The organism is Rummeliibacillus suwonensis (assembly GCF_007896435.1).
GTDB classification, from domain to species: domain Bacteria; phylum Bacillota; class Bacilli; order Bacillales_A; family Planococcaceae; genus Rummeliibacillus; species Rummeliibacillus suwonensis.
This window is the reverse complement of record NZ_VCBL01000001.1, coordinates 2,841,757-2,868,411: the sequence shown is the minus strand read 5'-3', so window position 1 is coordinate 2,868,411 and position 26,655 is coordinate 2,841,757. Positions and strand designations below refer to the sequence as shown.

General features: G+C 36.9%; 19 protein-coding genes. 18 read left to right on the top strand and 1 reads right to left on the bottom strand.

All coding sequences use genetic code 11. The features are described from left to right. Positions 1 to 482: 482 nt before the first annotated feature. The 4 genes from FEU33_RS12925 to FEU33_RS12910 all read left to right on the top strand — a co-directional run bounded on the left by FEU33_RS12925 (position 483) and on the right by FEU33_RS12910 (position 4,542). The gene (locus FEU33_RS12925; RefSeq protein ID WP_146549765.1) at positions 483 to 1,307 is read left to right on the top strand and encodes an ABC transporter permease; all 825 of its coding nucleotides are present in this window, start codon (positions 483 to 485) and stop codon (positions 1,305 to 1,307) included. A gap of 23 nt (positions 1,308 to 1,330) precedes the next feature. Further along, complete coding sequence (gene tagH / locus FEU33_RS12920; protein ID WP_146549764.1) at positions 1,331 to 2,143, top strand: teichoic acids export ABC transporter ATP-binding subunit TagH; 813 nt, start codon at positions 1,331 to 1,333, stop codon at positions 2,141 to 2,143. Positions 2,144 to 2,352: 209 nt separating this feature from the next. Beyond that, positions 2,353 to 3,900: a glycosyltransferase gene (locus FEU33_RS12915; RefSeq protein WP_146549763.1), complete on the top strand. Its 1,548-nt coding sequence runs from the start codon at positions 2,353 to 2,355 to the stop codon at positions 3,898 to 3,900. A 105-nt stretch (positions 3,901 to 4,005) separates the two neighbouring features. Continuing rightward, a complete protein-coding gene (locus FEU33_RS12910) occupies positions 4,006 to 4,542 on the top strand; it encodes a hypothetical protein (protein WP_146549762.1) in 537 nt (178 codons plus the stop codon). 89 nt (positions 4,543 to 4,631) lie between these two features. Here the strand turns inward: FEU33_RS12910 and FEU33_RS12905 are convergent, their stop codons facing one another. After that, positions 4,632 to 5,582 (bottom strand): NERD domain-containing protein, encoded by a 951-nt coding sequence (locus FEU33_RS12905; protein ID WP_146549761.1) that lies wholly within the window; start codon positions 5,580 to 5,582, stop codon positions 4,632 to 4,634. A gap of 280 nt (positions 5,583 to 5,862) precedes the next feature. Between FEU33_RS12905 and FEU33_RS12900 the strand changes: the two genes are divergently transcribed. From FEU33_RS12900 to FEU33_RS12835, 14 genes are all read left to right on the top strand, one after another. After that, positions 5,863 to 6,252 carry a hypothetical protein gene (locus FEU33_RS12900; protein ID WP_146549760.1) on the top strand — a complete coding sequence of 130 codons (390 nt, stop codon included), beginning with the start codon at positions 5,863 to 5,865 and terminating at the stop codon, positions 6,250 to 6,252. A gap of 239 nt (positions 6,253 to 6,491) precedes the next feature. Beyond that, the gene (locus tag FEU33_RS12895; protein ID WP_186731402.1) at positions 6,492 to 8,072 is read left to right on the top strand and encodes a glucosaminidase domain-containing protein; all 1,581 of its coding nucleotides are present in this window, start codon (positions 6,492 to 6,494) and stop codon (positions 8,070 to 8,072) included. 350 nt (positions 8,073 to 8,422) lie between these two features. After that, on the top strand, positions 8,423 to 8,836 hold the full coding sequence (locus tag FEU33_RS12890; protein WP_146549758.1) for a BlaI/MecI/CopY family transcriptional regulator: 414 nt from the start codon (positions 8,423 to 8,425) through the stop codon (positions 8,834 to 8,836). 3 nt (positions 8,837 to 8,839) lie between these two features. Further along, positions 8,840 to 9,703, top strand: a complete 864-nt coding sequence (locus FEU33_RS12885; RefSeq protein WP_146549757.1) for a M56 family metallopeptidase — start codon at positions 8,840 to 8,842, stop codon at positions 9,701 to 9,703. Between the two features lie 124 nt (positions 9,704 to 9,827). Then, positions 9,828 to 10,469, top strand: a complete 642-nt coding sequence (locus FEU33_RS12880) for a DsbA family protein (protein WP_146549756.1) — start codon at positions 9,828 to 9,830, stop codon at positions 10,467 to 10,469. Beyond that, entirely contained in the window at positions 10,469 to 10,870 is a 402-nt protein-coding gene (locus tag FEU33_RS12875; RefSeq protein ID WP_146549997.1) for a disulfide oxidoreductase, read from the top strand. The genes FEU33_RS12880 and FEU33_RS12875 overlap by 1 nt, the downstream gene beginning before the upstream one ends. A 144-nt stretch (positions 10,871 to 11,014) precedes the next feature. Then, complete coding sequence (gene resA, locus FEU33_RS12870) at positions 11,015 to 11,545, top strand: thiol-disulfide oxidoreductase ResA (RefSeq protein ID WP_146549755.1); 531 nt, start codon at positions 11,015 to 11,017, stop codon at positions 11,543 to 11,545. A gap of 403 nt (positions 11,546 to 11,948) precedes the next feature. Next, complete coding sequence (locus FEU33_RS12865) at positions 11,949 to 14,582, top strand: glucosaminidase domain-containing protein (protein WP_146549754.1); 2,634 nt, start codon at positions 11,949 to 11,951, stop codon at positions 14,580 to 14,582. 972 nt (positions 14,583 to 15,554) lie between these two features. Continuing rightward, a complete protein-coding gene (locus FEU33_RS12860; RefSeq protein WP_244951023.1) occupies positions 15,555 to 17,441 on the top strand; it encodes a polysaccharide biosynthesis protein in 1,887 nt (628 codons plus the stop codon). Positions 17,442 to 18,053: 612 nt separating this feature from the next. Beyond that, on the top strand, positions 18,054 to 20,699 hold the full coding sequence (locus FEU33_RS12855; RefSeq protein ID WP_146549753.1) for a hypothetical protein: 2,646 nt from the start codon (positions 18,054 to 18,056) through the stop codon (positions 20,697 to 20,699). 1,025 nt (positions 20,700 to 21,724) lie between these two features. Continuing rightward, on the top strand, positions 21,725 to 24,439 hold the full coding sequence (locus tag FEU33_RS12850) for a hypothetical protein (protein ID WP_146549752.1): 2,715 nt from the start codon (positions 21,725 to 21,727) through the stop codon (positions 24,437 to 24,439). Positions 24,440 to 24,762: 323 nt separating this feature from the next. Beyond that, the gene (locus FEU33_RS12845; RefSeq protein WP_146549751.1) at positions 24,763 to 25,065 is read left to right on the top strand and encodes a hypothetical protein; all 303 of its coding nucleotides are present in this window, start codon (positions 24,763 to 24,765) and stop codon (positions 25,063 to 25,065) included. A 14-nt stretch (positions 25,066 to 25,079) separates the two neighbouring features. After that, complete coding sequence (locus FEU33_RS12840; protein WP_146549750.1) at positions 25,080 to 25,376, top strand: hypothetical protein; 297 nt, start codon at positions 25,080 to 25,082, stop codon at positions 25,374 to 25,376. Positions 25,377 to 25,687: 311 nt separating this feature from the next. Beyond that, positions 25,688 to 26,560, top strand: coding sequence for a tyrosine-type recombinase/integrase (locus FEU33_RS12835; RefSeq protein WP_146549749.1), 873 nt, complete (start codon positions 25,688 to 25,690; stop codon positions 26,558 to 26,560). Positions 26,561 to 26,655: the final 95 nt, after the last annotated feature.

Below are 26,655 nucleotides of genomic sequence, written 5' to 3'. Positions count from 1 at the left end.
CATCAATTTTACGATATTAAGATTTCCATTACTGATCCATTATCTATGCTTTATCCCAAAATTCAATTTCTCGTAACTATTAAAAAACTCTCATCACACGCTCGGAATATTTTCCACTAATATGTTATACTATGTGAAGTGTTTTTCTATAGGTACCAACAAATCACTTAAAAAAAGCTTCATTTGAAACGATATCATATTGAAAATAAAGTATATGAAACATAAAATGCAAAGTAACGTTTTATGTTAAGAAACGTTCAGAAGTGTTAAAAGGCGTTAGAAAACAGACCAATGAAAAAACTCGCCTAAAACAATAGAGCTAAATCCAAAGAAATCTTACTATTTCTTTCAAAAATATCATAACTAAATATCATAACTAATAGAAAGGTTATGAAAAGTTACCAAATTAGCTATACTAATAAAAAAACACAAAACTACTAGTTCAGAACAAATTCAATATATGAATTGAGGAAAGAAACGAAATGAGAGCATTTATTAAAATTATAAAAGAACAATTCAATTCATTTTATTTGATCATGCGCTTAGCAAAATTCCAATTACGGATCGACAATCAGAATAACTATTTAGGCTTTGCTTGGGAAATTCTCAATCCCGCAATTCAAATGACGATGTACTGGTTTGTCTTCGGCTTTGCGATGGATCGTGGTGTAATGAAAAGCGAAAACGGTCTCGAGGAGGTTCCTTATGTCTACTGGATGCTGGCTGGGATTTCGATGTGGTTCTTTATCAACAAAGCCATTTTAAATGGTTCGAAAGCCATTTATCAAAGATATGCAATGGTCGCCAAGATGAACTTCCCGCTATCCGTATTGCCTAGCTACATTATAATGGGGAAATACTACGGACATCTCGTATTAGTCGGTGCCATTATAGTCGTCTGCTGGATTGGAGGCTATCCTCCAAGTATTTACTATTTACAGTTAATCTATTTCTTAGCAATGAGTTATATTCTGGCATTTGCCATCACACTGCTAACGTCAACATTAACAGTTGTAGTTCGTGATATTCAAATGCTGATCCAATCATTATTACAGGTAATGTTCTTCCTATCCCCGATTCTTTGGGATCGCACAACAAAAATGCCAGAATGGATTCATCAAATTTTAATGTTAAATCCATTTTATTATTTAGCGAATGGCTATCGTGCATCATTGCTATTTCATGATTGGTATATCGTGTCCCATTGGGAACTTACACTGTACAATTGGGCGCTTATCTTTGTCCTATTACTCATTGGCTCGAAAGCACATTTCAAATTCAGAAATCGCTTCTCTGACTTTATCTAAAAATAATATGGGAGAGAATTTACATGGCGGAATCAGTCATTATCAAAAATGTAACCAAAACATATCGTATGTATAAAACAAAGGGCGAACAGCTAGGTGATTTAATCTTCCCAGGTAAAAAAGGGAGTAGTTTCAATGCGATTGAGAACATTTCATTTGCAGTTGAAAAAGGGGACGTTGTCGGTCTTGTTGGCATCAATGGCTCAGGAAAATCAACACTTTCGAATATTATAGGTGGAATTATTCCTCCTACTTCTGGCGAGGTCATCGTCAATGGGGAAGTCAACGTCATCGCCATTAATGCCGGTCTTAGCAATCAACTAACAGGCATTGAAAATATCGAATTTAAATGCTTGCTTATGGGCTATAGCAAAGAGAAGATCGCCAAAGTGTTGCCTGAAATCATCGAATTCTCAGAGCTAGGGGACTTCATCTACCAACCTGTGAAAAAATATTCAAGTGGTATGAAGTCTAAATTAGGATTTGCTATCAGTGTGACGGCAGATCCTGATATTCTCATCATCGACGAAGCTCTTTCTGTAGGGGATCAAACCTTTGCGGACAAGTCACTTGAGAAGATGAATGAATATAAGAAACGCGGCAAAACGATTTTCTTCGTCAGTCACAACTTGAGCCAGGTACGTAGTTTCTGCACAAAAATCGCTTGGATCGAAGGTGGGCATTTAAGAGAATTCGGCCCAACAAATGTTGTGATGAAAAATTACGCAGCTTTTATCAAAAAATATCATAGACTACCTCCAGCCGAACAAAAAGCATTCCGAGATCAATTAGCAGACCGACGAAAACATAGCAAAATAATGAACCCGGATGAATAAAACAAAAATCTGAATATTTACCATATAATTAATGATCGGCTAGGACATAAGTTGAAAACTAATCGATTTTAGCACAAGTCTTGAAGATAGAACTGTATTAAAGCAAGGCTTATAAATTTGATTTCATATAGTTTATTCATTTTCAATGAGGTCTTGTCCTAGCCTCTTCATTTACCATTTACATATCGCAAAAGGATGTGAATTTTCTAATGAAAAGAACCATATTTATGACTGCATGGGATATGGATGTTGAAAAAGGCGGCGTCAACAAAGTCATGCTTCGCCGTTCTGGACTATTCTCAAACCAAGACTATTGTTCAGTCCTTCTAACAATGGATTTTAAAATGAATTACCCTGAAATTGAAGCAGAATTACGCGCAACAGGTCAGCTAAAACAAGATGTCAAAATCATAAACGTCTACGACTATTACCGTGAACAATTTTCTTCAAAAGAGGTTACAAGTGAACAAAAAGAACAATACGCACAAAATATCAAAAAATATGAAGAGGATTACTGGGTACAAGACGGAGACTATTTTGCACGTTATTTCAGGAATGGAACTTATATCAAATATAAACAATGGGACAACGATGGCATCCTGAAATTTATTGATTATTTCGATGAAAATCGTGTTCGTATTCGTCGCGAAGAATATCATCCACAGGGCTATAAAATTCGCGAAACATTGTATCATCCGGCAAACAACAAAAAAAACCAAGAACGCTACTTCACACCGGACGGATTTTGTTTTTTAACGATGTGGTTCAACCACCAAACGGGGAAACAACAACATATCTATTTGTTCGAGCCGACACATAAAAAAGTGCTGGACTTTGCCAACCGTAGAGAATTCCATACGTTCTGGTTAGAAGAATTATGCCGAACAGAAGTCGTAAAACCTGTGATCATCGTTGACGGAGCAGCAACCGCAGAGCGTGTGATCAATATGGATGATGATTTAGCATTCAAAATTTTCATGCTCCATTCCAATCATTTCGAACAACCGTATACACTTGGAAGCCCATATCGAAAAGCCGTACAGTCGATTTTGGATATTATTCCACAAGGTTATCCAGTCGTCGTATTAACGGAACAGCAACAACTCGACCTACACAAAGAAATCGGTAATCGTGGCAATATCCACGTCATCCCGAACTGTGTAGATATACCAGTCGTAAAAGTTGAAAAAGATCCACTCCTTGTGTCCATGGTAGCTCGCTATGCCAAAGAAAAACGGATCGATCAGGCCATCGAAGCTTTCCTAGAAGTAGCGCGCGATGTACCAGGCGCCAAGCTGGAAATCTATGGAGCAGGCGAAGAAGAAGAAGAACTCAAAAAACTGATTAAAAAATTAAAAATAAATCGCAGTGTAAAACTAAAAGGCTATACGAACCGAACCGATGAAGTATTCGCCAACTCAGCTGTTTCACTCGTGACATCCACAGCAGAAGGATTCAGCCTAGTGATGCTTGAATCGTTCGCTAATCGTACACCAGTGGTCAGCTACGAAATCAACTATGGTCCAGCTCAAGTCATCAAAGACGGCGAAACGGGCTATCTCGTACCAAACGGTGACATCGAAGCCCTAGCCGATCGCATCAAACGTCTACTAGAAAACCCAACAGATGCCGAACGAATGGGCGATAACGCCTTTAACCTGATCCAAGAATCATACACACCAGAAACCTACTACAACCAATGGCACAAACTAATCGAACAAACCATTGCCGAAAACATGCAAAAACCGCTTCTATAGAAAGTTAAAAAACAGCCTCAGTTGCAAACTGCACCCCAATTGTTAGACGCTATCTAACAATTGGCGGTGTAGTTTTTTTATCTGCCTTTAATTTATTGAAAATCCATGGAAGAGGAGGGGGCATCCACGGAAGAGGAGGTTCCATCCACGGAAGGAGAGGTTCCATCCACGGAAGAAGGGCTCCATCCACGGAAAAAGATCCCATCCACGAAAGAAGAGATTCCATCCATGGAAGAAGGAATCCAATCCACGGAAGAGGAGGTGCCATCCACGGAAGGAGGGATTCCATCCACGGAAGGAGGGATTCCATCCACGGAAGGAGGGATTCCATCCACGGAAGAAGGGTTCCAATCCACGGAAGAAGGGATTCCATCCACGGAAGAAGGGTTCCAATCCACGGAAGAAGGGTTCCAATCCACGGAAGAAGGGATTCCATCCACGGAAGAAGGGCTCCATCCACGGAAAAAGATCCCATCCACGAAAGAAGAGATTCCATCCATGGAAGAAGGAATCCAATCCACGGAAGAGGGGGTGCCATCCACGGAAGAAGACCCTCAATCCACGGAAGAAAGGGTTCCATCCACGAAAGAATCCCTCCCATCCACGGAAAAACAAATTGTATCCACGAACACAACAACTTAAGTCGTCCTATTCACTTTCTCCATTCTCTACAACCATCCCATTCCTCATACCTAATCCAACTGATATTCCTAATATTCCTATAAAACATATCACCGATCATGAAGCATATACTTAGCACATCTATTTTTCCCCACCCTTATTAAGTTCATATTTTGTATCATTCTATAAGATTGATTTGGATTACGGATGCCAAGAAATTCTCGACATTCTGTATTAGTAATAGAATTATTAATTATTTGCAAATAATCATATATTGCTTTCTTATGAGCATCTGTACTCTTATGATTGCAACTTGGACATACCCAATAACGAGGAATCCTCCGCATGCCGACTTTCCCACACTTTTCGCAAAAAACTCCATTTAGTATATCTTTGCGTAAAATATTATATCGATCAATTAATGGGTATGGATTAAAATCTTTATGATGACTCAAAAAATAGTTTTTACAAGATTCTAGATCATTGTCAGTTATAGACTCAGTATTTACAGGTATATTTCGTATAAAAGATTTCAATTCATTTTTCCGCAGAATTGTTGTTTTGTTAGAATTTTGCTCGATGAAACTTGATGTAAAAGGAAAAACTATTGCGCCATATATGGGGATGTTCAATCCCTTATTCAAAAAGAAATTTTTGAGTTGATACATATATTCTTCTAGCTGGGGCTCCGGACTGTTAAACACATTAACTTCTCCATTAGGTAATGTTCGGACGAGTTGGCTTGGATTTTGCCTTAATACAACAGTCCCTTTAATATTTTTAACTTCTAAAATGATGATATAATATGCAGTCAAAAACAAAACATCAAATTGGACACGCGTTTCTAGCAATAAAGAAAGATTGTGAAATACATAAAAATGATAAGGAAGTTGAAGCTGTTCCAATACTTCTATCACGACCTTCTCACCAAAATCCCCGGCCTGAATACGGTTATACTCATCTATTAATGCTTCTCGCTTCGGATTTAATGTCGAAAGCCGTCGAATCATCCTATCTAATGCATCCAAGTAATGTGTTTCAGAAAAAGCCTTACCAATCAAGAAATCCCCTCCATCGCTTCTATTTTTTAAATAGAATTATATAGAGGAGCCAATTTTTATGCAAAACCGAAATTAATAATGAATAATCTAAAATAATAATATTTTGATTAAATTAATTAAAAATGATGTAAAAATATTATAAAAGTCATTCAAAATCCAATTTCGTTCATTTTTTATAGAAATTATGAAAATTTTTTGACAAATAAATGTGCTTAGAAAAAATTCAACACTTCTATTTACGAGAAACAAGTTCTAATCCACGGAAGGAGAGGTTTCATCCATGGAAGAAGAGATCCAATCCCGGAAAAAGGGTCCAATCCAAGGAAAGGAGATTCCATCCATGGAAGGAGAGGTTCCATCCATGGAAGGAGAGATTCACTCCACGGAAGGAGACGTTTCATCCATGGAAGGAGAGATCCAATCCCGGAAAAAGGGTCCAATCCAAGGAAAGGAGATTCCATCCACGGAAGAAGAGGTTCCATCCATGGAAGAAGAAATCCAATCCACGGAAGGAGAGGTTCCATCTATGGAAGAAGAAATCCAATCCACGGAAGGAGCGCTTCCATCCACGGAAGCAGACCCCCAATCCACGAAAGAAAGGGCTCCATCTACGAAATATCCCCTCCCATCCACGGAAAAACAAATTGTATCCACGAACCAAATAATTTAAGTCCCCTCCCTTCCTATCTCTCCACAACCATCCCCCAACTATTCATTCAAAAAGCTATAATTCGTCACTAAAATGCATTTTTTTCAGAAAAAGATATTAAAAAAGAGCGTTCTTGGCAAAAATAGTTATGTATAATTCTCAAAACTTTTCAGAACTAGTCTGAAATACCCGTTCACCTGGAAGAATTATTCCTATACAATAATCTTATAAGGATGGACGGAAAGAAGGGGAGACCAAAAATGAAAACCAGTATTCAACGTATAGGCTTGATTCTCTCAATCCTATTAGCAGCGATTTACATCACAAATGGACAAGTCTCTGCAAAAGAATCAACATCTTTTGTCAAAACAAAAATCAACGAGATTGCGCACATCAAATCCAAAGTTGATAAAATCTACAAAAGTCCTGATGATAAAAATAAATTTAAATTGGCGAACACAACCTACACAGGGCGAGCCTACTACGCAAAAAGTAAAACAAAAATCGGCAAAACAACGTATTACCAACTTTACCAAGGTTCTAAAGAAATAGGTTGGGTTGCTTCAGGCGACTTAAAGCGCAATAAACGTACGCTCCTCAACACGAAAAAATCCATTGCATACATATCGGGATCAGGAACAGCTTATGACATACCATGGGGCGGCACCAAAAACAAAAAGTACACATTAAGTAACTATCGCGCAAAAACATTTCAAATAGTCCGTACCGAAAAAATAGGGACAGCAACTTGGTATCAAGGAACACTAAGTGGCAAAAAAGTTTGGATTTCAGCAACAAATATCGAAACAAATCCATATATCGCACTGAACCTTCGAAAAACATCTAATATGACAGCGAAGGAAATGCAGACCTTTTTATTAAGTAAAGGAAAATTACCAAACAACATCCTTTATAAACTAGCACCAACATTTATCACATTGCAAAATGAAGCAGGCATCAACGCACAATTTATGTTTGCACATGCCATTCTAGAAACGGGATGGGGCAGCTCGACCATCGCACAATACAAAAACAACTATTTTGGCTACCAAGCATATGACACATGCGCGTTAACATGTGCAAAATATTTCCCAACAGGGAAAGATGGCTTAAGTGCATATATCTACAAAATTTATCAAGATTATCTAACAAAAACAGGTGCTTACTATAACGGGCCAACACTACTGGGTATGAACGTCAAATATGCGACAGATAAAGGCTGGAGTGAAAAGATCGCCAACCTGATGAAGCAAATGAAACCATATAGCAGTTCCTATTACAGCAAAAAAAGTGCAAGTACAAAAGTATTCCCAGCACCAAAGGAATACGATAACGTCATTCCGTCATCAAAGGCACAGCCAGAACAATATCGTGCCATGCCATCAGCGATTACAGCGAAAGTCAATATTACGACAGGTGCGACGGTCTATAGCTTGCCTTATATCTATTCATCGCACTATGGCACATATAAAAAAGGGAAATCTATCACACTAAAGGCTTATCACACGGACGTCCGCGATTTCAAAAACACAAGCGGTAAAGCGGTTCGCTGGTATCGGATTAGTTATAGCGGCAAACAGGCATGGGTCCGCAGTGATCAAATTGCAGTCGAAAACCTAGCCTTCACAACAAGTGATGGATCAAACCTAAGAGCTGGTGCTGATACAAAATATACAAAAGTAGCATCCGTCAAGAAAAACACACCTGTTAAATTGGTGAAAACAGGAAACAAATTCGTCACAAAAAAAGATAAAAATAAAAACGTATGGTACCAAATCTACAAACCAGGCACCACCAAAAAAGTCTGGATTAGTGGTTCACTCGTTCAAATGTACAACTAATTCAAAAGACGCTGAGGCGAAAGTATTTCAGCTAATAAAAATCCGAACTATGAAACGAAACTCTAACCAGAATTTCACAGTAGTTCGGATTTTTTTATTATAGTTCCATAAGTTCAATTATTTAGCTTTACTGCTACAACCCATTCAGCTCAAAGAATCGACGCCTCTCCACTGCTACAACCCATCCACCCCAAAGAATCGGCGCCTCTCCACTACTACGAATCAACTCCTCTCAAAGAATCGCCCAAGCTCCACTATCACCAATCAACTTCCCTCCAAAAAGAAATAACAGTTGACGCCCACTCTTCCTAACACTACAATGAGTAATGTAACGATGTGAGGTGTCCAATATGAATATTCGTAAATTTAAGATGCATGAAAGTGGACTCAATCGTTTCTTTGGGCCGCTTGAAGCCAAGATTATGGACATATTGTGGAATCATGATGAAATGACCATCAAAGAAGTCCAACATATTCTTGAAAAAGACAAGACGAAAAATTTTAATACGGTCATGACGGTGATGAACCGGTTAGTAGAAAAGGGGATCCTTCAAAAGAGAACCGAAGGAAGATCTTCCCTGTACAAGCCTGTTCAGTCTAGAGATGAATTTCTCAATGTGCAATCCAAAGAAATGACCACTGAGCTGATGGATGAATTTGGCAATGTCGTGGTCAGTCATATGCTCGATGCGCTAGAGGATGTAGATGACGAACTAGTGGCCAAACTTGAGATGAAGATTAAAGAACTGAAAAAGGAACGATAACATATGGAAAAACGCCAAAAACGCATATCCGGCATGATGTTAATCGCCACATTTTTGATCTCTGGAACGATCTTCTTACAGATGGTTTTGTATGTCATAGCTATGACTACTGGTTGTGCAAGTTTAAAATTCCACAACCTTGTTGAAGTATGCCATGTGACATTAAAGGCGATCGGCTTATCATCATTTGAATACCTTCTTGATACCTTGGTTGTCTTTACATTACTATTTGCACTATGGAAATTGGGTTCGGAAATGGTCCGCTACTTCACGTTGAAGATAAAATTCCGTCTATATCAAAATTCTGCATTAACGAAAGAGTTAAACAAAAAATACGGCGCAAAAAAAGAATCGATTATCGTCATTTCTTATCCTGTTCCACTTGCCATTACAATGGGATTTTTATCACCTAAAGTGATTATCTCAACAGGTCTTATGAATTTACTGAATGATGACGAACTCGACGCGGTTATTTACCATGAAATGCATCACCAAAAAAACTTTGATCCACTAAAAATCTTTTTGCTATCATTTTGTGCATCATCGTTTTTCTACATCCCGATCTTAAAATGGTTTAGCAGTCAGTATCGAATTATTCAAGAATTATTGGCGGATAATTTAGCGATTGAAAAGCAAGCCACATCGATGAATATTGGTAGTGCACTGTTGAAAATGTTGAAAGTAGGGAAGGCAGACGCAACGCCTTTGGTTTACGTATCATTTGCGGATACATCGATCAACTACAGAATCGAATATATGTTAAATCCTTTAAAAGATTTTAAACTGAAAATCCCAGTAGACATAGCTTTCAAATCAGTGATGATTTTTAGCTTGATCTGCATCGTATTTATTTACGTGCTTGCGTAGTGCGTAAATTTTTTGCACAATTACACTACATTGTGTAGTTATAAAGGCTGGACATCAAGCAAACTTTTGGAATGTCAATCATAAACAGCACTACATTATATAGTTATAAAAGGAGAGAAATCATTTGTCTAAGAAAATATTTTGGATTATAGGCGTTATAGCAATCTGCCTAATCGCTCTAATTGTATTAAATGGAAAAAGTGATAAATCTGCAGCTTCAACCATCGATTATAAGGATCAACCTTATATTGGTAAAGAGTCTGCACCAGTAGAAATCGTTGAATTTGGCGATTATAAATGCCCTCACTGTGCCGAATTCAATGAAAGTCTACTTCCTTACATCCAACAACAATTTGTTGAAACAGGAAAAGCAAAATTATATTTCATGAACTATGCATTTATTGCACCGGATTCAACAACAGCTGCACAATTTGCTGAAACAGTCTATCAACAACTAGGCAACGAAAAGTTTTGGAAATTCCACGAATTACTATTTGCGAACCAAACAACAAAAGCCGGCAAAGAAAATCAAATGACTGAAGATTTCTTGAAAGCCGTATTAGGTCAAGTTGCTAATAAAGCTGAAACTGAAAAAGTAGTAAAAGCATTCGAAAAAAACAAAGCAAAAGATGCTTTCAAGAAAGATATGAAAACAGCAAACAAATTAAAAGTACAAGCAACACCAGCGATTTTCATAGGCGGTAAGGAATTTAAGGGAAAGACAATGGACGATTTCAATAAGATGGTAGATGAGGCTTCCAAATGATCAATAAACCATTATTGCTTGCATGGGTGACGTCCATTATCGCTATGGGAGGTAGCCTATTTTTTAGCGAAGTGATGGACTTCATCCCATGTACCCTTTGCTGGTATCAGCGAATTTTAATGTATCCGCTTGTCATCTTTCTAGGAATCGCTTTTTATCATCAAGAAAAAACCATTTACAAATACATTTTACCGATATCCATCATTGGGATGGCAACTTCGAGCTATCATTATGCGCTCCAAAAGATCCCATCCATGCATGAATTCGCAACATGTACAAGTGGCGTTCCATGCTCTGGTCAATATATTAATTGGCTTGGTTTTATCACCATTCCATTTTTAGCATTGATTGCTTTTACCATCATTACGATCTCAATGCTTGTACTTTGGAAACGTAAATAAGGAAGGAAACCATTAGAAAAATGATAGCATTTTCACTTTTATGATAAAAAAATATGTTTTTGCCGATAAGAAGCTGATTTTTATTATTTCGTTGGATATGAACGACTTTTCAAGCGGTCTCGCAAATAGGAAAGGAAGGGGATTATGAATAAGAAAAAACGATTCTATCTGCGCCTAGTTATTTTGCTTGTCCTTTTCGCAGCCATTGTGTATACCATTTACAATACAGCAACGAAAGATCAGGCAGAGATAATAAAAGTAGGTGATAAAGCACCTGATTTTGTGCTAGTCGATATGAACGGGAAAGAGCATCAATTATCAGAATACAAAGGACAAGGCGTCTTCCTCAATTTCTGGGGAACTTGGTGTAAACCTTGTGAACGGGAATTTCCATTAATCGATCAACAATATCAAACGTACAAAAATCAAGGTGTTCAAGTATTAGCGGTCAACATCGCAGAACCGAAACTCTCTGGCCAAAAATATATCGATCGCAAAGAATTAACTTTTCCAGTCCTGATCGACCATACCAAGTCAGTGATGAGAGCATACAACATCGATCCGTTACCAACAACACTGCTTATCAGCCCAGAAGGCAAGATCGAAAAAATCATCACCGGCCAAATGTCTGAAAACGATATCGTAGCCAATATGAAACAAATCATGCCAAAATAATGAAACAAGCCAGAAAAGTTGAAACATCAGCATTTCTGGCTTTGCTTTTGAGCCAATTTCAAGGATGTCCATTCGATAGATAATGGTTTGAAAAAATATTTAGCTTGCTTTTGAATCACTCTCAAGAAAGCCTATTCGACAGATGATAATTTGAAAAAGCATTCTAGCTTTTCTTCTGAATCAATTTCAAGATACCTGACTTATCCTCAAGGTCAATAAAAGAATCTAGCTATATTTCACACTAGTCTCAACTTTATCACAAATTGTACAAATCAAAAGATCCTAGCCATATCTTACGCCCTTCCCAGCTTTTGTTTCTAATCTGTGAAAATCTGTTCAAATCACTCAAATATATGCTATAGTTAGTAAAAATCCACTATTTTAATAGGGAGGAAGATTATAGATGTTTACACGGCAAAAGTCTCATAAAAGACTTACGACAGCGGTTATATCAGCAGCCATGCTTGCATCAACTGCGACAATGTATTTACCGGCACTAAAAGCAACTGCAAAAACAACAGTTACACAACCAACAAAAACCGTCAAACAAACAAAAACGAGTAGACTAGGCAGATTCAAAACTGGAAAAGCCATCATTTATAAAGTGCCAACCGCTACAAAGGGAACAAAGGCTGGTGCTCAAAAACTACAACTTACGTATTACATAAATAAAAAAGCCGTTTACAATAAAACAACGTATTATCAAATCAGTAATTACAAAAGCGCATCCCGTGCGGCAATCGGTTGGGTGAAGGCAAAAGATCTCACAACAAAAGCGCATCAATTACTCAAAAACAGTACAACTAAAAGATATATATTAGGCACTGGCAAAGGCTATACAAGACCATGGGGAGGATCAAAAAATATCCTTTTTATTTCTCTTAGTACGGATAAAAACACCCTTTTTAAAACAAAAACAACCGAAAAAGTGGGCAGCGATACATGGTATAGCGGCACGTTGAATGGTCAAACCATTTGGTTAAAAGCGAATCAATTAACCACGAAAAAACCTTCAACGACGATTAAACCCGTACTAAAAAAGGTAAATAGACTTGGTCGTATCAACACCCAAACTGCTAAAATCTATTCAGATATCAATAACCTAAAAAAATCAGCAGCCGCAACATCTAAAAAGACGGAAAAAACTTATTACATCAATCAACAAGCAACAATTGGAAAAACGATCTACTTCCAACTGAGCACATCTCAAACAGGCACAACTTCTATAATTGGTTGGGTCAAAAGCACGGATCTAAAAAGTGTAGCTCAAACAACTGCTAAAGTGCCAACCACTCCCCAAGTACTAAAGGGTACGGGCAAGGGCTACAACATTCAATGGGGCGGTACGAATAGCATTGCCGAAAAATCATTAGCGAACTACAAAGATCAAAAATTCACGATCAAAAAAGCGATCAAGGCAGGCAATGAAATCTGGTATCAAGGTATAACACCGAACAATAAAAGCATCTGGGTTTCATCAACACAAGTAAAAAATGCTCCATCAACGAATACGGAAACGCCCGTTCAACCAGAAACAGCAGCCATTACGAAAGTAGGTATCTTGAAAAGTACATCAACTAAAATTTATCAAGATCTAACAGACTTGGCTACATCACAACAAGCAGGTACGATATACACAAAAGAAAATTTCTATGTATACAAACAAGCAACCATTGATAACAAAACCTATTACGAAATCAGCCGAACAGATGGCACCTCAACAAAAGCAATCGGGTGGGTAGAAGAAGGGCAGATCACTCTGTCTAATATCACTTCATCTACTACATCCAATTTAAAACTGTTCTTAACAGGGTTCGGTAAAGCTTATAATATCTCAAACGGTACAACGAACAATGTGGTATATGACTCACTTGCAGACTACCGAGCAACCGCTTTCACAGCTAAGAAAACGGAAGTCATCAATGGCAATACCTACTATCAAGGAACCATCAGTGGTAAAACCGTCTGGATTTCACCAGAACAGACCGGGAATAGCTATATAGCAGAAAACTTGCGAAAAGTATCGAATATCACGCAAAAAGAAATGGAAGATTATTTGGTAAAGAAAAAAGGAACGAGCATCCAAACAAACAACCTTTACAAAATGATTCCAGCATTTCTCAAAGTCCAAAAAGAATATGGCATCAATGCGCAATTTATGCTGGCCCATGCTATTTGGGAAACAGGCTGGGGAGGTTCAGCCATCTCACAATACAAAAACAATTTCTTCGGCTATCAAGCCTATGATTCAGCACCATTTACCTGTGCCTTATATTTTCCATCTGGACAAGAAGGGCTCGAATACTACGCAGACGCCATCTACAACAAATATTTAAAAGCGGGCGCCATCTATAACTATGGTGTCAACATTGCCGGGATGAATACAAAATATGCAACAGACACAAATTGGGGACGGAGCATTGCTAGACTGATGGAAGAGATGAAACCGTACGACAGCAAATATTACACGGCTCAACCAGTTAGCACATTAAATCCAGCGCCGATCACCAAAGTCTATAGTCACATTATTCCAGCGGACAAGCCGCTACCAGATACATTCTACACATTCGATCAAGGAATCGTGGCATCTGCAACATTATTAACACCTGTCTACTCTATGCCATATGCTACGTCTGCTAGACAAATCGGGACACTAGCATTAGGACAACAGATTACTATTTTAGGACATAACGCAGACATCAAAGATTATAAAGACAGCAACGGCAATTTCAAAGGACGCTGGTTCCGTGTCAGCTACAACGGCAATGACCAAGCATGGATCAGAAGCGACTACTTAAACATTCAAAATCTAGCCGTCACCAATTATGACGATTCAAATGTCCGTAACAAAGCTACAACCAAAGATTCAACCGTCATCGTAAAATTAGAAAAAGATACCTACCTAAAACTTGTAACAGATGCCAAAGGAGCGGTAGCAACATCAACAGACGAAGCTGGAACAACATGGTATCAAGTCTTTATTCCTGGCAAAACAACAAAAGGGTGGGTCAGCTCCACAATCGTGACAAAATTCTAATGATTCTAGTGATACTAATTTCTAATGATACCAAAGGCAAATTCAAACACCATCTGATGGATCAATCACAGATGGTGTTTTTTAATGAGCTTTTTTCACAAAATATCAGGTGGGAAGAGAGGTGGCGTGGACAGTGAGGGGGATTTTCTAATGGGATAACGCTATCGATAAAGTAGCAGTTCTACTCGATAGAGCAACACTTCCTAATTTAAAAGATGATTACTTTATTTTGGTAAAATAATCCGTTTTTGAGCTCTGAATAAGCGATTGGGGGACGTAAATATTCTTGTTCGTGGATACAATTCGCTTTTCCATGGATGGAAGAGCTTCGTCCGTGGATAGAACCTCTCCTTTCGTGGATGGCAGGTCATTTCCCGCGGATAAGAGAGTATTTCCCGTGGATAGAAAGTTTCTCATTCGCAGATTGTCCTTCTCCATCATGGGAGAGTCTTATCCCATAAGTAGAACTCTCTCCATTTTCATGGATAGAAAGCTATTTTCCCAGATAGAGGTTCAAATCTTCGAATAGGAGATCGTTCCCACTAGAGCAACAGCTCCTAATTCCAAAGAAAAACCCTTGACTACTCTTATTTTGGAAAAACCAACCATCATTTGGAGCTCTGAGTAAGCAATTTAAGACTTAAATATTCTTGTTCGTGGATACAATTCGTTTTTCCGTGGATGGAGGAGCTTCATTCGTGGATAGAACCTCTCCTTCCGTGGATAAAGGTCTATTTCCCGTGGATAAGAGAGTATTTCCCATGGATAAAGTCCATTCGCAGGGAGTCCTTCAATCCTGGCTCCCTCCCCAATAAATAAAACCATCTATCCATAAACTCCCACTATTCTCATAGACTAAACCGCATGCGTCATCTCTCATAGTTACTTGGTTAGCCAAATCTCAGTCATTTTGACCAATTTCCAATAAAGAAAAATATTTTTCAGTCATAGCTACTAAAAAAGCCCCATATAATGAAATGGCTTCAATTAAACATTAGAGGAGGATACACACTGCTATACAATAAAAGACTACTGTTATTAATACTATTAGACTCTACTATCGTTTTTACAGCAATATTTTTGAGCTATTTGATCGTTTATCCTGCATTACCATATACCGCCATGTCATTCTTGTTGGTTAGTTCCATCACATTACTTACTAGTCATCATATATTTGCTGCTGTGTATCGGATGTATCGCAACACATGGGAATATGCAAGTATTCGAGAATTACTGGCGATTATAAAGGCGATTACATTTTCGATTTTAACAACGATCATCGTTCAGGTGATCGCCTTTCGAACGATAGATATACGGGTATTAGGCATTACATGGATGATGCATATGCTACTCATTGGAGGCTCCCGATTCTCATGGCGATTATTTCGTGATCGTTTTATCACACTGAACACCGATAAAAAGCGGACACTCGTTGTTGGAGCTGGCTCTGCGGGTTCGATGATCGCTCGGCAATTACTCAAAAGCACTGAAACGGATCTCTATCCGATCGCCTTTGCAGATGATGATCTAAAAAAGATGAGACTCCAAATCTATGGGGTAGAGGTAAAAGGGACCATTCAAGACATTCCACAGCTAGTAGAAAAATTAAAAATAGAAAACATCATCATTGCTATTCCTTCATTGAAAAAATCCGAACTCAATCGAATTTACAAGGAATGTGCGAAAACAAAAGTGAATACCAAAATCATGCCATCCGTTGAAGACTTTTGCACAGGGAAAATAGCTGTCCATCATATTCGTGATGTACAAGTAGAAGATTTACTAGGACGAGAACCTGTAGAGCTTGATATGACGAGCATCTCAAAAGAGCTAACAGGCAAAACCGTGTTAGTAACAGGTGCGGGAGGATCGATCGGCTCCGAAATATGCCGACAAATCTGTAAATTCCATCCTAAAAAACTACTCCTTTTAGGGCACGGTGAAAATAGCATTTATAACATCGACATGGAACTAAGACAAGCCTATCAAAATGAGATTGAATTAATCCCGATCATTGCCGATATTCGAGATAGAGATCGAATATATGGAATCATTGCACAGTATGTACCAGATGTCGTCTATCATGCCGCAGCCCATAAGCATGTACCGTTGATGGAGTTCAATGCCACGGAAGCGGTGAAAAATAACATCTTTGGTACGAAGAATGTAGCGGAAGCAGCAAACACATTTGGGGTCGGATGCTTCGTCATGATTTCGACCGATAAAGCCGTCAACCCATTGAATATCATGGGCGCAACGAAACGCTTCGCAGAAATGATTGTTCAAAACCTAGCAAAAGAAAGTAGTACGAAATTCGTAGCCGTGCGTTTTGGCAATGTGCTGGGAAGCAGGGGCAGCGTTATCCCTCTCTTTCAAAAGCAGATCGCAGCGGGTGGACCCGTAACGGTGACCCATCCAGAAATGACGAGATACTTTATGACCATTCCAGAAGCATCACGGCTAGTTCTTCAAGCAAGCACATTGGCAAGAGGGGGAGAAGTATTCGTCCTAAATATGGGGGAGCCCGTCAAAATCGTGGATTTGGCTCGAAATCTCATCACACTGTCCGGTTATACAGAAGAAGAAATTGGCATCAAGTTCTCGGGCATCAGACCTGGCGAAAAACTATTCGAAGAACTATTAAATGAAGATGAAATCCAAAAAAAACAAGTATTCCCGAAAATCTTTATCGGAAAAGCAGAACCCATCGACAAGCAAAAACTCTATCAGATGCTCGATTCCATACTAGAGCAGGATGCCGATACACTAAGAGAAACACTCATACGAATAGCCAATGCCAAAACAATCACCCCTCCACCACCAAACTTAGTAGTAGTGAATGGAGGCAAATATGGATAAGATTCCTCAGCAACGGAAAGGTTGTTGGGGTTTTTCTTCCTAGAAAAAGTCTAAACTTTCATGCTGATTCAATAACACAGGGAAAATCACGAATCTCTGCCACGAAAAAGAGCTAAGTGTTGAAAGAGCAAATACAATTCGAAAAAGAACAGATAGGTCCCTAGTAAGAGCAAATAATCTGTCGAAAAGTGCTAATACCTTTAACTCTAAGCTAATTGGAAAAATCCCTAAAAAAGCACCCAATAAACTCATCGAAACAATTCAATATATCTATAATAACTCATCCCAAAAGAAATACTTTTGACCAAAATTGACCAATAAGCCTATCACTTCATCCTCCCATTCAAAAATGACAACCAATTAATAAAAATAGTTAACATATGATATCTTGAATACTTTCAACTATCTTTATAAACAAAAATAATAGATTATTACTATTTAGAACGTATTTACATATAAAAACATTAATATCTTTATTTTTCAATATTTAATCCAAAATAAAGAACAATAATATCAAAAAAATACTATATTATATTTTCAATATAAATGGTATAAAACATCATAGGTCTGAATTTTTGATATCAATACTAATTGAAAAGTAGGAGGTGCTATATGGAAAATTATCATTTAAAATTCGTCAAACCACTCACATCTATTGCGTTAGTAGCTGCGTTATTGAGCAATACATCCACACTATTTCCAGCCACAACAGCCGTAGCAAAGTCATCAGATTTAAAAGTTTCAAAAGGAAGGCTAATTTCCAAATCAACAAAAAAACTAAAAAAAGGTGTAGTAACATACAAAGGAAAACTATACAAAGATGGTAAGCCATTAACAGGGATTTATAAAACGATCCTTTATTTATCTGGTAAAAAAGCAACTTCATGGTACGGAACCGGCAAAAACCGAAAATGGTATGAAAACGGCAGACCATTAACCGGTTTCGGCAAAAATACAGGTAGACTGTTTATCAGCGGAAAAGTAGCAGTCGCTACATGGTATGGAATCGGTAAAAATCGAAAGTGGTATGAAAAGGGTAGACCATTAACAGGAATCAAAACATCATCGAATCAGCTATTTGTAAATGGTAAAATCAATAGTGGTCTGTATTTATTTCAAAAGAAACTCTATAATGGACCATCACTTAACAAGCAGTCAATTCTCTATAAAAATAAGCTATATAATGGCTATTCCTTGAATAAAGGTCGAACGTTATATAAAGGAAAATTATACAACGGCTCCTTGGCAAATAAAGGGTTAGTCCTTTATCAAGGCAGACTCTATAATGGTACAGAAACGAACAAGGGCTTAATCTTTTATAAAGGGACATTGTACAATGACTCAGCACCGAATAAAGGTCTAATTTTGTTTAAAGATAAATTATATAACGGTCCTTCCGAAAATAAAGCACTTATCCTATACAAAGATAAATTATATTATGGCTCACAATTGAACAAAGGATTTATCTTATTCAACGGTGCACTCTACAATGGGGAAACATTAAACGAAGGCATCATGTATGTTGGAGGAAAATGGTACAATGGTTCAACTTTAGCATCTGGCACCATTACAACTCCAGATGGACGAACCATTACGGTCACTGATGGGGAAGAGACAACATCAAACAGTGGAGGAAGCTGGAACCCTCCGCCAGTCAAAGTCGATACACCGCCGATAGCAAGCAACGTAACCATCACAGGCACAGTAAAAGAAGGACAAACCCTAACAGTAAGCTATGACTACCAAGATGCAGAAAATGACGAAGACCATGGTACTACGATTCAATGGTATGCAAATGGAACAGCGATTCAAGGAGCCACAAACAAAACTTATCAACTCACTGCATCCGAAATTGGTAAAACCATCACAGTAAAAGTAACACCTAAAAATGCTAAAGGAGAAGGTCAAACAGTTACAAGTAGCCCAACAACACCTGCTGTAGCAGCAAATCAACCACCTACAATTATTGAACCTGACCCAAGTATGATCATTCTCGAAAGATCAGGTGCTGGAGTTAATATAAACTTAACCGATTATTTTAATGATCCTGATGAAGACAGTTTACAGTATACATTTTCTTCAACAAATACTAATATAAGTGGCATTATAAATGGGAGCAGTATATCGTTGTCAGGGGGACCTAATATTAGTACTGACAACATTACTATCACAGCAAACGATGGTAAAGGAGGTATATCATCTCTAACAATACCAGTAAATGTAGTGGATACAGTAGCTCCTGTGTTTATGCCACCGCTACCGAGTGTGACAAATACAACTACAGATCAAATAAGCGCTACGTCAATACTAAACGAAAAGGGCACAATCTATTACGTTGCAGTGCCTAATGCAGACATTAATACGCCACCAAGTGTTCAACAAATAATAGATGGGAAAGATGGCAATGGGCAAGAAGCTGCATGGAAAGGACAATGGTCTGTAAATGAAGGGTTTACCCCTCAAGTTTTCACCATTCCAAACCTTAATCCAGCAACTTTGTATACGATTTATATGGCAGCGAAAGATCAATATAACAATGTACAAGCTCAAACGATATCAATACAAGGTACAACGCTAAGCACGCCTAAATTAGTCAGCAAAACCATTCCAAATTTAGATTTTGCTACGATCAATGGCACACAAGCACAAGCAACGAGCAAAACAATGACAACCTCCAATTTTGGAGACAATCCAAAGCAATTTAGTATTTCTAACGGTCAAGTAACGATCCCAATCAATCTATATTGGAATATCCCGACTTTTAACGGAGAACAGACATTTACGATTGCGCAGGTCGTAGCATCCGCTATCGATAGCACAATACAGGATTATTGTAATGCAAATGGTATTTCACTTATGGAAAGACCATTTGGAGCGTTTGGATTTAGCGATACTTTCTATCTCACTGCATTCAAAACAGGTGATCAAATTACATTGAGTGGACCAGATTGGAATTACTTCTTTGAACAGCCAACGTATACTAGCACACCTACTGATTATTCAAAAAATCGTATGTTCACAGTAAGCGATGGGACGAATACAGCAACGATTCAGCTAACTCGTAAATTTAATAGTATGGAAAATCTTGTAACATATCTAAACAGCCAACTCCAAACGGCCAATGTAGCAATTACAGCAGTAGCAAATGGCGATACTTTTGAGTTAAAGGCAAATACCACTCAAGGAAAAGTAACAGTAACTGGTACAAACGCAACTGATTTCTTTTCAACCTTAACAACAGAACAACCACAGCCATAGTCAGCTTTTCAAGCAAAACAGCACACAGCAATTTTGAATAGCGTGTGCTGTTTTCCTTCTCGATTATGCCAAACGAATCTAGATGATCATAACAAAATTCCTCAAACCAAAGACACAATTCATTATAAGAGCAAATCCCCTTCGAAATCACTAGTCTAAAAGAAGCGGCAACAAAAAAGTAATCTAAATTACTAAAAATATAATTCAAAAAAGAGCAAGAATCTATTAGCCATCAAATGCTGATTCTTTGAAATGAACGTGAATTCCCCCATATAGGTGGCAAAACTAGCTTTTTAAAAATAGCTGTAAAAAAGATTTATATCAATTTCCCCTCAAAATCTCTTATTAGTAACCTCAATTAAAATGATTTTTCTAAACTATTGAAAAGTAATCGCAAATTTTTACACATATTTAGCACTTATCAGGACATAAAAAAAGTTATACAAGAGAAATTTAACAAAAAGGAGAAAGACACTTCAACACGATATGCTATTTTATTACAAACTTCATTGTTTTCGTAACATTTGTAACAGTCGTACCAAAAGATGGTATGCTTGAAAATCAAGGATAAAAAAAGTGGTAAAAATAATAGTATGTAAAAAATAGCTATATATAAAGGAAGAAACTCAAAATAAATAGCAGAAAAAGTAAGGATCATTCTACGGCTTTAAAAGAATGCGTATATTTCATTTTTATATAAATATTACAAAGTTATTTGATGTAAAAAACACTCAAAAATAGCAAATTGCTAATCTATAAAATGATACTTTATAACTATTAATAAAGTCATGATGATAAAAATATCATTTATTTTGTAATAAAAAATCATAAATGAAAATATTGGATAATATTTTTTTGATTATTTTATAAAAATATGATATTCGGATTACTATGTTCAATAATTTTACAGAAAAAAAGGTGGAAATTCTCCCTCTGATAGTCGATAATTAGGCTAAGCATGATTAGCTGATGAAACTTATAACCAGCAAAATGCTAATCATATTCATAAGGGAGGATTTTTATTCATGGCAAATTTCAAATTTGTTAAATCAGCAACAGCGGCTGTACTTGGTGCTTCTGTACTAACTACTGCTGTAGTAGTACCTGGCGCGGATGCTTCAGCAAAAACTACTTACAAAGTGAACAAGAACGGTACACTTGTAAACGCAAAAACTAACAAAGCGGTGAAAGGTTACAAAACTTATAAAGGTAAACTTTATAAAAACGGTAAAAAATTCACTGGCAAAACTTCTTCAGGTGTTTACTATGTGAAAGGTAAAAAATTCACTGGTAAAACAAAATACGGTTACTACTATGTAAACGGTAAACGTTTCACAGGTACAACAAAATATGGTTATTACTATGTAAACGGTAAACGTTTCAATGGTAAAACAAAATACGGTAACCTTTATGTAGATGGTAAACGTTACACTGGTACAACAAAATACGGTTACACTTACTACAATGGTAAACGTGTCGAAGGCGAATACAAAGCCAAAGTTTACACTAACGGTAAATTAGTAACTGGTCTTTACAAAGAAAAACTTTACAACAAAGGTGTTCTTGAAACAGGCCTTGATCTTTACAAAGAAAAACTTTATAAAGACGGTGTACTTAACGTAGGTTATGCACTTAAAGACGGTAAACTTTACAAAGATGCAGATCTTAACAAAGGTTTAGAAAAATATGAAGACAAATATTACTACGATGCTGATCTAGCTGATGGTACTTATGATGATAACGGTGTTGAAAAAGCATTCGAAAACGGTGTTGAAGTTGGCGCTAAAGTTAAATCGGTAGAAGCGATTAACGCTAAACAAGTTAAAGTTACATTTAACAAATCAATCGATGAAGATACTGTTCTTGATTCAAATTCAAAATTAGTAGCAGGTACTATTACTTTTAAAGAATCAGCTTCAAATTCTACTGCTACAGTAACTGCTGCAAATGCAACTGGTGAATTTACAGATGCTAAAACATTAGTAATTACACTTGGCACTGGTGAAATTTTTGATGGTGCATACACTTTAAGTGCAACTAAAGCAGTAAAAACTACTGGTAAAGAAAGTATTGAAGAATTCTCTAAAGCATTCTCAATTTCTGATAAAGTTGCTCCAACTGTAGAATCAGTAACTGCAAACACAAATGCTACTATTGCAACTTCTGCAAAAGTAAAATTCTCTGAACCAGTTTCAGCTGCTGTTGTTAAAATTGATGGAACAGTTTACTCAGCAGCTAGTGGTACTGGTACTGATGAATTAACATTCAATGGTTTATCATTAAGCACATCTTCAGAACACAAAGTAGAAGTTCTTAATGCAACTGACTACAATAATAATGTAACTCCATTACAAACTAAAACATTCACAGTAAATCAAGATACCGTAGCTCCAGTTGCAACAACAGTAGCAAGTGGTGACCATGCTATTCTATTAACTTTCGATAAAGATATGACTGTAAGTACTGTAGCAGGTGCTGTTAAAGTTCTTGATGAAAAACTTGGCACAGTGGGTTCTACAGTAACTCAAGTTGGTACAAGTAAAACAAAATTCTTAGTTACAATTAACGGTACAACACTTTATGATAATGCTGCTTCACGTTCATTAACAGTAGTTGTTGATGATGCTGCTAAAGATGCACTAGGAAATAAAGTTTCAACAACAACTAAAGCAGTAACTTTAACAAAAGATGTAACTGCTCCAACTGCTTCTAATGTTGTTGTAGAAAATGATGCAAATGGTAATGCTAAAACTCTAAAAGTTACTTTCAGTGAAGAGTTAAAAGCTGCACCTACTGATTTATCTGGTATTTCTGCTAAAGATGCAAGTACTGGTACAACTGCAACAGTTACTGATTTATTAGATGCTACAGCTATTAAATTATCTGATGATAAGAAAACTGTTGAAATTGGAGTAAAAGCAGCTGCACAAGGAAATAAATATAACTTTGCATTTGGTAAAGCATTTGTACAAGATACTGCTTTAACTGCAAATGATTCAACTGCATTTTCTAAAACAGTAGCATTTGATAAAGCAGGTTCTGCTTTCAAATTAGTACAAGGCGATTTAGATACTACTACTCAAAATACTATCAAAATCACTTTTGCTAAAGAAGTTATAGGTGACTTCGGTGCAACTGCTGCTAATAACCCAGCAAACTATACTTTAGCTGGTCAAGCTCTTCCAGCTGATACAAATATTGATATTGACTCTGCTCGTAAAGTAGTAACAATTACATTACCTTCTGATTTTGTTGCAAAAACAGATTCAAATGCTGTATTTACTGTTAACAATGTAAAAGCAGCTGATGGTTCTGCATTATCAGCATTCGTTGGTTTCGCTAATGTAAAAGATAACATTGCTCCACAACTAAACAAAGTTGTTTGGAATACAAACGGTTCATTCACATTAGATTTCAATGAAAATATTTCAACTCTTGGTGCTGAAGCAGGTTATGAAGTTAAAGTTAATGATACTCTAATTCCAACTACAGCTTACACATTCACTGCTGGTACTGGTTCAGATGCTGGTAACATTGTAGCTACATTCAATTATGAAAATGATGCAACTGCAGGTAATTATATCGATGTTGATGGCGATAAAACATATACTGCAGGTAAAGATATCTTAGCTGGTACAATTGCTAAAGTATCTGTAAAAGTTCTAGGTACTGGTAATACTACAGCTGATGCAGCTGGTAACGTTGCTAAAGCTGGATTAACAGCTTCTGCTTCAAAATAATCTACCAGATTATTAAATCCACCCCTTACCTTATTGGGCGAACGGATTCAAAGACTCCTATCTTCTTCGGAAGATGGGAGTTTTTTTGTTTTATAGCGTTTGGATTCTCTTTTTAAATATATATTATTATCTTGAATTCTAGCTCTCATGTACTTGTACATGTGAGCTTTTTTCGTTAGGAGGGAATATGAATGAGTGCTCTCAAAGAAACATACAGTACCTAAAAAGCGATTACCTTTAAACGAGCCTAAGAAAGTTAGGAGTTCTAAAAGTAATCGTTTTACAAGTCTAATTCAAGGTTTTAATAGAAAAGGAGAATCCAAATGGAAGAGATTTTTGTGAAAGAATGGTTTACGAAGCAACTAAGACAGGTATTTCATGTGTACCCACAAGCATCAAATGTAGAAATTAACGTCATTGATTTAAAGCATCCAGACCTAGAACGGTACATGCATTTAATGGAGAATAAATGGAATTTAAAACTAGCAACTAGTGCCTACTCTTGTGCACATGATGATATTAGAGGTAATCATTGGGAAGTATATTTCATCTGCAAAGAAACGGGTGTTTTGTTTGAACTGTGGAAGAAGAATGATGAAGTAATTGCCTACGAAACCTACAAGTAAAGGAGCATTAACACATGACATACAGCTACGAGCGATTTTTAAAAGGAATGGCACTAAGAACAACTGAACAAGTGACCTTGGATTCCATTGGTTACGAGACTATTAGTTTTTTTAAGTCTGAAATGGACGAGCGATTCTTTACAGAAGAAGAGTTTAAAACATTACCGAAAGTTTGCATGGTAACAGCCATTAGTTACTTAACAAAAAGTAATGAAGATTACTTAATGATGGATGTTTACGATGAAAGTAACCAACACCATGTCAAAACAATTTGGTTAAAGAATGGAGAAATTCAGTTAGAGAACGATTAAACTCACGACAAAACTACTCGAAATCTCACGACAAAAGTAAATCAATAGAATAGTAAAAAGGACAAGTTCATGCGGCACAAGGCATGGGCTATTTTTGTGTGCAAAAAAACTCACGACATTATTATATAACTGTCGTGAGTTTCAATTTTAGGAGGGAAAAGAGTATGAAATCAAAAGCTATTTTAACAATTGCAGTAACAGTTTTAACAGAAGTCGTAAAACTATTACAGGAAAAGACAAAAGAATCCTAAACCATTAATGGTTTAGGGTTTACTTTTTTTAATGAAAATATAATAAGAGGATGATAACGAATGAACCTAATAGAAGAATTTACAGAGTGGTTACTAGAAGAAGGAAAGGCAGTAAAGACAATTCAGTCCTACACAAACGATGTCAAAGGATTCCAATCTTACTTACAAGAAAAGTCGAAGGATATTCCAAACCTTTCACGCTTTTCTTTTGTTCGATATAAGGAACATCTGTTAAAGGAGCACTATGCTATTTCAACAATTAACAAGAAGATTAACAGTCTAAAGGTTTACAACGATTTTCTAAGAATCAAAGGGGTAGTAAATGAAACGTTCATTAAATTAAAGAGAGATAAGATTAAAATAGCTAACGGAAGTGAAGAGTCAGTAGATGCTTTATCAGATGAACAGGTAGAGCAACTCCTTTTTTACGTGGAAAATCGAAATAAGGTTAGTACTAGAAACAAGCTGATTGTTTATATACTGCTATATACGGGTGTAAGGGTTAGCGAACTAGTTGGAATCAAACTTGTAGATGTTGACTTTCTAACATGTCAATTAACAGTCATCGGAAAAGGGGGTAAATGGAGAGAGATTGGTCTTAGGCAAGATGTTGTGCAATTAATCCAACAGTACATAAAAGAAGAGCGTTCTGAGTCCAATTTTAATCAAAGTGAGTATCTTTTAGTAAGCCAACGAGCAAAAAAGATGCATCGTGATGCTGTAAGAGATTGGTTAGCCAACATCTCAAAAGAGTTAGGATTCCATATACATCCACACTTGTTTAGACACACCTTTTGCACAAGGCTATTGAAAAAAGGAGTAGATTTAACTACAGTTAGCAAAATTGCAGGACACTGTTCGGTAAGTATTACTGCCAAATTCTACATTCAGACTACTAAACAAGAAAAGATGAACGCTGTTAATCTATTATAAATCATGAAAAATAACGCTTAAAAAATTTTTTATTTACCATAAAAACACTTTCTGCTTCAGGCGGGAAGACTTGGTCTACAATTGTAAAAGTCTGA